The sequence below is a fragment of the Microbacterium sp. K41 genome, from assembly GCF_004794395.1.
In the GTDB taxonomy this organism is placed as follows: Bacteria; Actinomycetota; Actinomycetes; order Actinomycetales; family Microbacteriaceae; genus Microbacterium; species Microbacterium sufflavum.
This window is the reverse complement of record NZ_SSDO01000211.1, coordinates 1-7,015: the sequence shown is the minus strand read 5'-3', so window position 1 is coordinate 7,015 and position 7,015 is coordinate 1. Positions and strand designations below refer to the sequence as shown.

At 72.6% G+C, this 7,015-nt stretch carries 6 protein-coding genes; 2 read left to right on the top strand and 4 right to left on the bottom strand.

The genetic code is table 11. The annotated features are described in order from the left end of the window. A partial coding sequence (locus DW309_RS05710; protein ID WP_136044819.1) for a 3-hydroxyacyl-CoA dehydrogenase family protein occupies positions 1-802 on the top strand: 802 nt, incomplete at its 5' end. Positions 803-816: 14 nt separating this feature from the next. Further along, complete coding sequence (gene paaZ, locus DW309_RS05705; RefSeq protein WP_136044818.1) at positions 817-2,898, top strand: phenylacetic acid degradation bifunctional protein PaaZ; 2,082 nt, start codon at positions 817-819, stop codon at positions 2,896-2,898. Positions 2,899-2,934: 36 nt separating this feature from the next. Here the strand turns inward: paaZ and DW309_RS05700 are convergent, their stop codons facing one another. The 4 genes from DW309_RS05700 to DW309_RS05685 all read right to left on the bottom strand — a co-directional run bounded on the left by DW309_RS05700 (position 2,935) and on the right by DW309_RS05685 (position 6,788). Then, positions 2,935-3,549, bottom strand: a complete 615-nt coding sequence (locus DW309_RS05700; protein ID WP_136035420.1) for a TetR/AcrR family transcriptional regulator — start codon at positions 3,547-3,549, stop codon at positions 2,935-2,937. Between the two features lie 62 nt (positions 3,550-3,611). Then, a complete protein-coding gene (paaK, locus tag DW309_RS05695; protein ID WP_136035419.1) occupies positions 3,612-4,937 on the bottom strand; it encodes a phenylacetate--CoA ligase PaaK in 1,326 nt (441 codons plus the stop codon). A 24-nt stretch (positions 4,938-4,961) separates the two neighbouring features. Beyond that, positions 4,962-5,390, bottom strand: a complete 429-nt coding sequence (paaI, locus tag DW309_RS05690; protein WP_136032123.1) for a hydroxyphenylacetyl-CoA thioesterase PaaI — start codon at positions 5,388-5,390, stop codon at positions 4,962-4,964. A gap of 114 nt (positions 5,391-5,504) precedes the next feature. Further along, positions 5,505-6,788, bottom strand: coding sequence for a sensor domain-containing protein (locus tag DW309_RS05685; RefSeq protein ID WP_136044817.1), 1,284 nt, complete (start codon positions 6,786-6,788; stop codon positions 5,505-5,507). Between the last annotated feature and the right edge of the window lie 227 nt (positions 6,789-7,015).

Genomic DNA, 7,015 nt, shown 5'->3' with positions numbered 1-7,015 from the left:
CGGCATCGCGCACGCCTTCCTGCTCGCGGGCTCCCGCGTGACCGTGGTGGAACGCGATGACGCGGCGGCGGAGGCGGCGTCCGCGCGCGTGCTCGGCTCCGTCGACGCCTCGATCGCCCTCGGCTCCGCCACCGACACGGTCGCGTCGTATCGGGCACGCTTCGCGACCGGCACCGGCGCGGCCCTCTTCGCCGACTGCGACCTCGTCGTCGAGGCCGTGCCGGAGGACCTGAGCCTGAAGATCGAGGCGCTCACCCGCGTGGAGGCGCAGCTCTCCCCCGCCGCCGCCCTGGCCTCCAACACCTCCTCCATCGCGATCGACGAGCTCGCCGCCGTGCTCGACCGCCCGGCGCGCTTCCTCGGCCTGCACTTCTTCAACCCGGTGCCCGCCTCGACCCTGGTGGAGATCGTGCGCGGCGCGGCGACCGACGCGGCCCTGACCGACGCGGCCCGCGGCTGGGTGCACGCCCTCGGCAAGACGCCGATCGTGGTCGCCGACGCGCCGGGCTTCGCCTCCTCACGACTGGGCGTCGCGCTCGGCCTGGAGGCGATCCGGATGCTGGAGGACGGCGTCGCCTCGGCGGCCGACATCGACGCCGCCATGACCCTCGGCTACAAGCATCCGGTGGGCCCGCTCCGGCTCACCGACCTCGTGGGGCTCGACGTGCGGCTCGGCATCGCCGAGTACCTGGCCGCGCACCTGGGCCCGCGCTTCGAACCCCCCGCTCTGCTGCGCCGTCTCGTCGCCGAGGGCCACCTCGGCCGCAAGAGCGGACGCGGCTTCTACGACTGGGACGACTGATGAAGGGAACCCCCATGACCGAGATCCTCCCCAGCTACGTGCAGGGTGCGTGGTGGACCCCGTCCGCCGACACCGAGGCCACCGAAGTGCGCGACGCCTCCACGGGCGAGGTGGTCACGCGCGTCTCCACGACCGGGCTCGACCTGGGCGCCGCCCTGGACCACGCGCGCACGGTCGGGCAGGCGTCTCTCGGCGCGCTCACCTTCCACCAGCGGGCCGTGCTGCTGAAGAAGCTCGCGCTCGCCCTCACCGCACGCAAGGAGGAGCTGTACGCGCTGTCGAGCCGCACGGGTGCCACGGCGCAGGACTCCTGGGTCGACATCGACGGCGGCATCGGCGTGCTCTTCGCCTACTCCAGCAAGGGCCGCCGTGAGCTGCCCAACGCGAAGGTCTACGTCGACGGTGCCGTCGAGAACCTCTCGCGCGACGGCTCGTTCCTCGGCCGCCACATCTACACGCGCCTGCCCGGGGTAGCCGTGCAGATCAACGCCTTCAACTTCCCGGTGTGGGGGTCGCTGGAGAAGTTCGCGCCCGCCTTCCTCGCCGGCGTGCCCACGGTCGTGAAGCCCGCGACGCCCACCGGCTACCTCACCGAGGCGATGGTGCGCGTGATGGTCGAGTCCGGGCTGCTGCCCGACGGCTCGCTGCAGCTGGTGTCGGGCAGTGTGCCTGATCTGTTCGACCATCTGCGCCTGGGCGACGTCGTGGCGTTCACCGGCTCGGCCTCGACCGCGGAGCGCCTGCGCGCGCACGACGCGGTGCAGACCGGCGGTGTGCGCTTCACGAGCGAGACCGACTCGATCAACGCGTCGATCCTCGGCACCGACGCCGTGAGCGGCACCCCCGAGTTCGACGCCTACGTGAAGCAGCTCGTGACCGAGATGACCTCGAAGGCCGGGCAGAAGTGCACCGCGATCCGCCGCGCCATCGTGCCTGAGGACGCGGTTGACGACGTGATCGCCGCCGTGCGCGCGCGCCTGGAGCAGCGGATCGTCGTGGGCGACCCGCGGGCCGAGGGCGTCACGATGGGCCCGCTCGCCTCCCTCGCACAGCGCGACGAGGTGCGCCGCCAGGTGCGACGGCTGCAGGAGGGGGGCGGCGAGCTCGTGATCGGCTCGACCGACGACCCCGCGGTGCGTCACGCCGACGGCAGTGAGGCGACCGCCCCCGACGGCGCCTTCGTCGCCCCGATGCTGCTGCGCTTCGCCGACGCGACCAGCCCCGCCGTGAACGAGATCGAGGCGTTCGGCCCGGTGTCGAGCATCGTCGGGTACCGGTCGCTGGCCGAGGCGTCGGAACTCGTGGCCCGCGGCGGCGGCTCCCTCGTCACCAGTGTCGCGACCCACGACCCCGAGGTCGCGACGACCCTGGCGGCCGGCATCGCCGCGTACAACGGCCGGGTGCTGTTCCTCGACCGCGACGACGCGCGCAGCTCGACCGGTCACGGCTCCCCCCTGCCGAACCTCGTGCACGGCGGACCGGGCAGGGCGGGCGGCGGCGAGGAGCTGGGCGGCATCCGCGCGGTGCTGCACCACATGCAGCGGACGGCCGTGCAGGGCTCCCCCGAGATGATGACCGCGCTCACCGGCGTGTGGCATCAGGGCGCGACGGCGCGCCCGTTCGAGGCGAACGACGGCGTGCATCCGTTCCGCAAGTCGCTGTCCGAGCTGCGGATCGGCGATCAGGTCGCGAGCCCCTCGCGCACCGTGACCCTCGACGACATCGAGACGTTCGCGGCGTTCACGGGCGACACCTTCTACGCGCACATGGACGAGGCCTCCGCGGCCGCGAACCCGTTCTTCCCCGGACGGGTCGCGCACGGCTACCTGCTGGTGTCGTGGGCCGCTGGGCTGTTCGTCGACCCGGCGCCGGGACCCGTGCTGGCCAACTCCGGCCTGGAGAACCTGCGCTTCGTGACGCCCGTGTCACCCGGTGACGAGATCCGGGTCGAGCTCACCGCCAAGCAGATCACCCCGCGCGAGACCGACGAGTACGGCGAGGTGCGGTGGGATGCGGTGCTGAAGAACCAGGACGACGAGATCGTCGCGACCTACGACGTGCTCACGCTCGTCGCCAAGGAGCTCGCCGCCGTGTGAGCGCCGGGGCGCCGGGCGGGCGGGGTGTCCGGCGCCTCAGCGGCGGCGCAGGCCGTCGAGGGCGATGGCGACCACGTCGTCGGCGAGCCGGTCCGCGCCCTCACGCCCTCCGGGGCGGTACCACTCGACGATCGAGTTGATCATGCCGAACGTGAGGCGGGCCACGACGGCCGCGTCGATGTCGGAGCGCAGCGACCCCTCCGCCTGCGCCTCTCCGACGAGCGCGGTGATGCGCCGGTCGAACGCGCGACGGCGCGTGAGCGCGCGCCGCTCCACGTCGGTGTTCCCGCGCACCCGCAGCAGCAGGGTCACGGCGGGCAGCTGCGACACGAGCACGTGCACGGCGCCGCGCAGCACGTGCTCCAGGCGCGCGACGGCGTCGGGCGCCCGGCCGCCGTCCGTGAGCGGCAGCGGGTCGTCGACAACGGCCTCCAGGCCGCTGAGGGCAGCGTCGAGCGCCCGGTCGAGGATGTCGTCCTTCGAGGCGAAGTGGTGGTAGATCGCCGACTTCGACAGGCCAAGGCGCTCGGCCAGCTTGCCGATCGAGGTCGCGTCGTAGCCGTGCTCGTTGAACGCGGCGACCGCGACGTCGAGGATCCCCTGCTGGTCGTACCCGGGGCGGCCGCGCCGCGTGGTCTGCATCTCGGACATCCCCCACAGTCTCCCATCGCGGCGCCCCCGCGCCGTGCAGGCGGCGCGATCTCGACGCCGTGTCAGCGCAGGTCGTAGACGCGCTTGTACTTGCCCTCGCTGCGGGGCAGGGCACCCGGCTCCTCCAGCCGCACCGCGACCGTCGACCCGACGAACACCTTGATGCGCTGCGCCAGCACCTTCGCCGCCGCCGCGCACGTGTCCACCGAGAGGTCGGGGTGACGCTCGATGCGCACGGTCAGGGCGTCCATCCGCCCCTCCTTCGTCAGCTCCAGGATGAAGTGCGGGGTCAGCTGCTCGATGCCCAGCACCAGCTCCTCGATCTGCGTCGGGAACAGGTTCACGCCGCGCAGGATGATCATGTCGTCGTTGCGACCGGTCACCTTCTCCATGCGCCGCATGCCCGGCCGCGCGGTGCCCGGCAGCAGGCGCGTGATGTCGCGCGTGCGGTAGCGGATCACCGGGAAGGCCTCCTTGGTGAGCGAGGTGAACACGAGCTCGCCGCGTTCCCCGTCGGGGAGCGCCTCGAGCGTGTCGCCGTCGATCACCTCGGGCAGGAAGTGGTCCTCCCACAGGTGCGGCCCGTCCTTGGTCTCCAGGCACTCGTTCCCGACCCCGGGCCCCATCACCTCGCTGAGCCCGAAGATGTCGAGCGCGTCGAGGTCCAGGCGCTGCTCGAGCTCGTGCCGCATCTCGTTCGTCCACGGCTCGGCACCGAGCACCGCCACCTTCAGCGACGTCGACCGGGGGTCGATGCCCTGCGCGGCCATCGCATCCGCGATCGTGAGCAGGTAGCTGGGCGTGCACAGGATGGCGTCCGGCTCGAAGTCGCGGATCAGCTGCACCTGCCGTGCCGTCTGCCCGCCCGACATCGGGATCACCGTGGCGCCCAGGGCCTCGATGCCCGCGTGCGCTCCGAGGCCGCCCGTGAACAGGCCGTAGCCGTAGGCGTTGTGCACCTTCATGCCCCGCCGGATGCCGCTGGCCCGCAGCGACCGCGCCACGAGCGAACCCCAGCGGTCCAGGTCGCCCCGGGTGTAGCCGACCACGGTCGGGCGGCCCGTGGTGCCGCTGGAGGCGTGGATGCGGGCGACCTCGTCCATCGGCACCGCGAACATCCCGAACGGGTAGGTCTCGCGCAGGTCGTCCTTCGTCGTGAAGGGCAGGCGGCGCACGTCGTCGAGCGACCGGATGTCGTCGGGGTGCACGCCCGCCTCGTCGAACTTGCGGGTGTAGAGCGGCACGTTCGCGTAGGCGTGGCGCACGGTCCGTTGCAGCCGCTCCAGCTGAAGGGCCTCGAGCTCCGCACGGCTCAGGCGCTCCTCGGGGTCGAGTTCCTCGGCGGCGGGCGGGCGGAGGGCGGAAGCGGGGGCGGTCGTCGTCGACACGGGGGCTCCTCGGGTTTCGGCGGGTCAGTGGGTCTGGGGCGTGGTGCGGGAGCGGCCGCGGAACTCGGCGACGGTGTCGCCCTGCTCGTCGACCACGGTGACGTCGTAGATGCCGGAGCGCCCGGTGCGGGTGCGTCGCACGGCCGTGGCCGTGAGGGTCTGCCCGGCGACGGTCGGCTTGAGGAAGGCGATGTCGGCTCCGGCCGCGACCGTGACCCGGTCGTCCTCATTGCAGGCGATCGCGAAGGCCGTGTCGGCGAGCGCGAACACGAACCCGCCGTGGGTGATGCCGAAGCCGTTGGTCATGTCATCGCGCACGCGCATCGAGACGACCGCATGACCGGGGTCGTCGCGCTCGACCGTGAGCCCGAGCATCGCGGACGCGCGGTCGCGCTGCATCATGGCGCGATTGGGCTGCACGGCCTCCGCCGTCTCCGTCGTCACATCCGTCATCGCCGACCTCCTCGTCGCGCTGGGGACGGGACGCCGCGGTCCCGCTCGGCCCATACTAACTGAACGATCGGTCAGTAAGACAGGGCGGGACCGCGGCCCGACGCAGAGCGTGCGTCAGTCGACGGTGAGGGGCGGGGTCAGCGTCGCGTCCTCCACCGTGATCCCGGTGATGACGGCCGCCGGATCAGCGGCGTCGCGGTCCGCGCGGAAGCGAACCACGCCGCCCTCCCTCGTCGCCCACTGATAGAAGTCCTCGCCGGACGAGACGATCTGCAGGAACGTGCCATCGGGGAATGCGGCGACGGCGTCAGCGAGCGGCGCCCCGATGCGCACGCCCTGGGCCGCCGGGAGCAGGTCGCCGTTCGGCTCGACGTCACCGTCCAGGTTCGCGATGCCGGCGGTCACGCCGCTGAGCCGCGCCCCGTCTTCGGTGAAGTGCAGGATGAGCGAGGACTGTCCGTCCGGACTCACCAGGCGCGCGGCCGTGTCCGTCCAGGTGAACTCCTCGGCCGTCGCGCCGGGGACCGCGGCGAGCGCGGCGGCGCGGTCGGCACCGAAGATCAGAGGACCGACGCCCGTCGGCGTCAGCTCCCACGTGCTCCAGTCGGCGGAGGGATCCTGCGCGGACGGCGTCGGCGTGACGGGCGGCTGCGCGGTGAGCTCGTCCACGAGCGCGGTCTTCGCCTCCACCGCACGGTCGCGCAGCAGGAGCGCAGCGGCCTCCGCGTCGAACGCGGAACCGTCCTGTGCCGGCTGCCACGCGTGCACGATCACGTTGCCGACCGCGGCGAACGCGTGGTGTGCACGCCACGGGCTCCCCGAGGAGTCGAGTTCCAGCGTCCCGGCGAAGGCGCGGACACCATCGCCGTCGGGAGCCACGGAGGCCGTGAAGGACCCCGGCCCCTGGGCGTCGAACTGCGCGCAGCTCTCGACCGTCGACACGAGGTCGTCCATCCGAGCGGACGCGTTCTCCTCCGAGGCGAACTGCAGGATCTCCTGCCTTCCGCTGTTCCCGGCGTCTGCGCCATCGACCCACGGCACCGTGCGCGCGCCGACGCTGCGCATCGACGTCTCGCTGATCAGGAGCCTGCAGACGGCCGGAGCGAAGTCGGGACCGCCGCCGTCGGCGTACTGCACGAGCGTGTCCGTGATCGCGGTCGCGGGCGGTGCCCCCGGGAAGAGGCCGGCGACCTCCTGCGGAGTCAGTGCGAACGACTCCAGCTCGTCGCCGACGAAGAGCAGCGGCCCGTCGTACGGCTCCGGCGCCGAGGTCGACGGCGCGGCCGAAGGACTCGACGCGGGCTCGGGAGTCGGTGCGCACGCGGACACCCCCGCGAGCGCCCCCACGAGGACGGCCGCGAGGCCGCCTCGCGCGATCGATCTCTTCACGAACGACATGCTGGACATTCGACCCTCCGGTGGTCTCTCACGCGCCGACGGCGCGTCCCCTGCCGCGAGCGTAGTGGTCCGGCCCACCAAAATACTGGCCAGCCGACCACCGTGACGAGAACGATACGGATCGCATGCCCGCATCGGCATACACCCCCGCCGCGACCGCAGAAGCCCGCGTCGGGCGCCGTCACCCGGCGTGCGTCACGGCCGCCCGCGCCTCGGCCGCCGTGGGG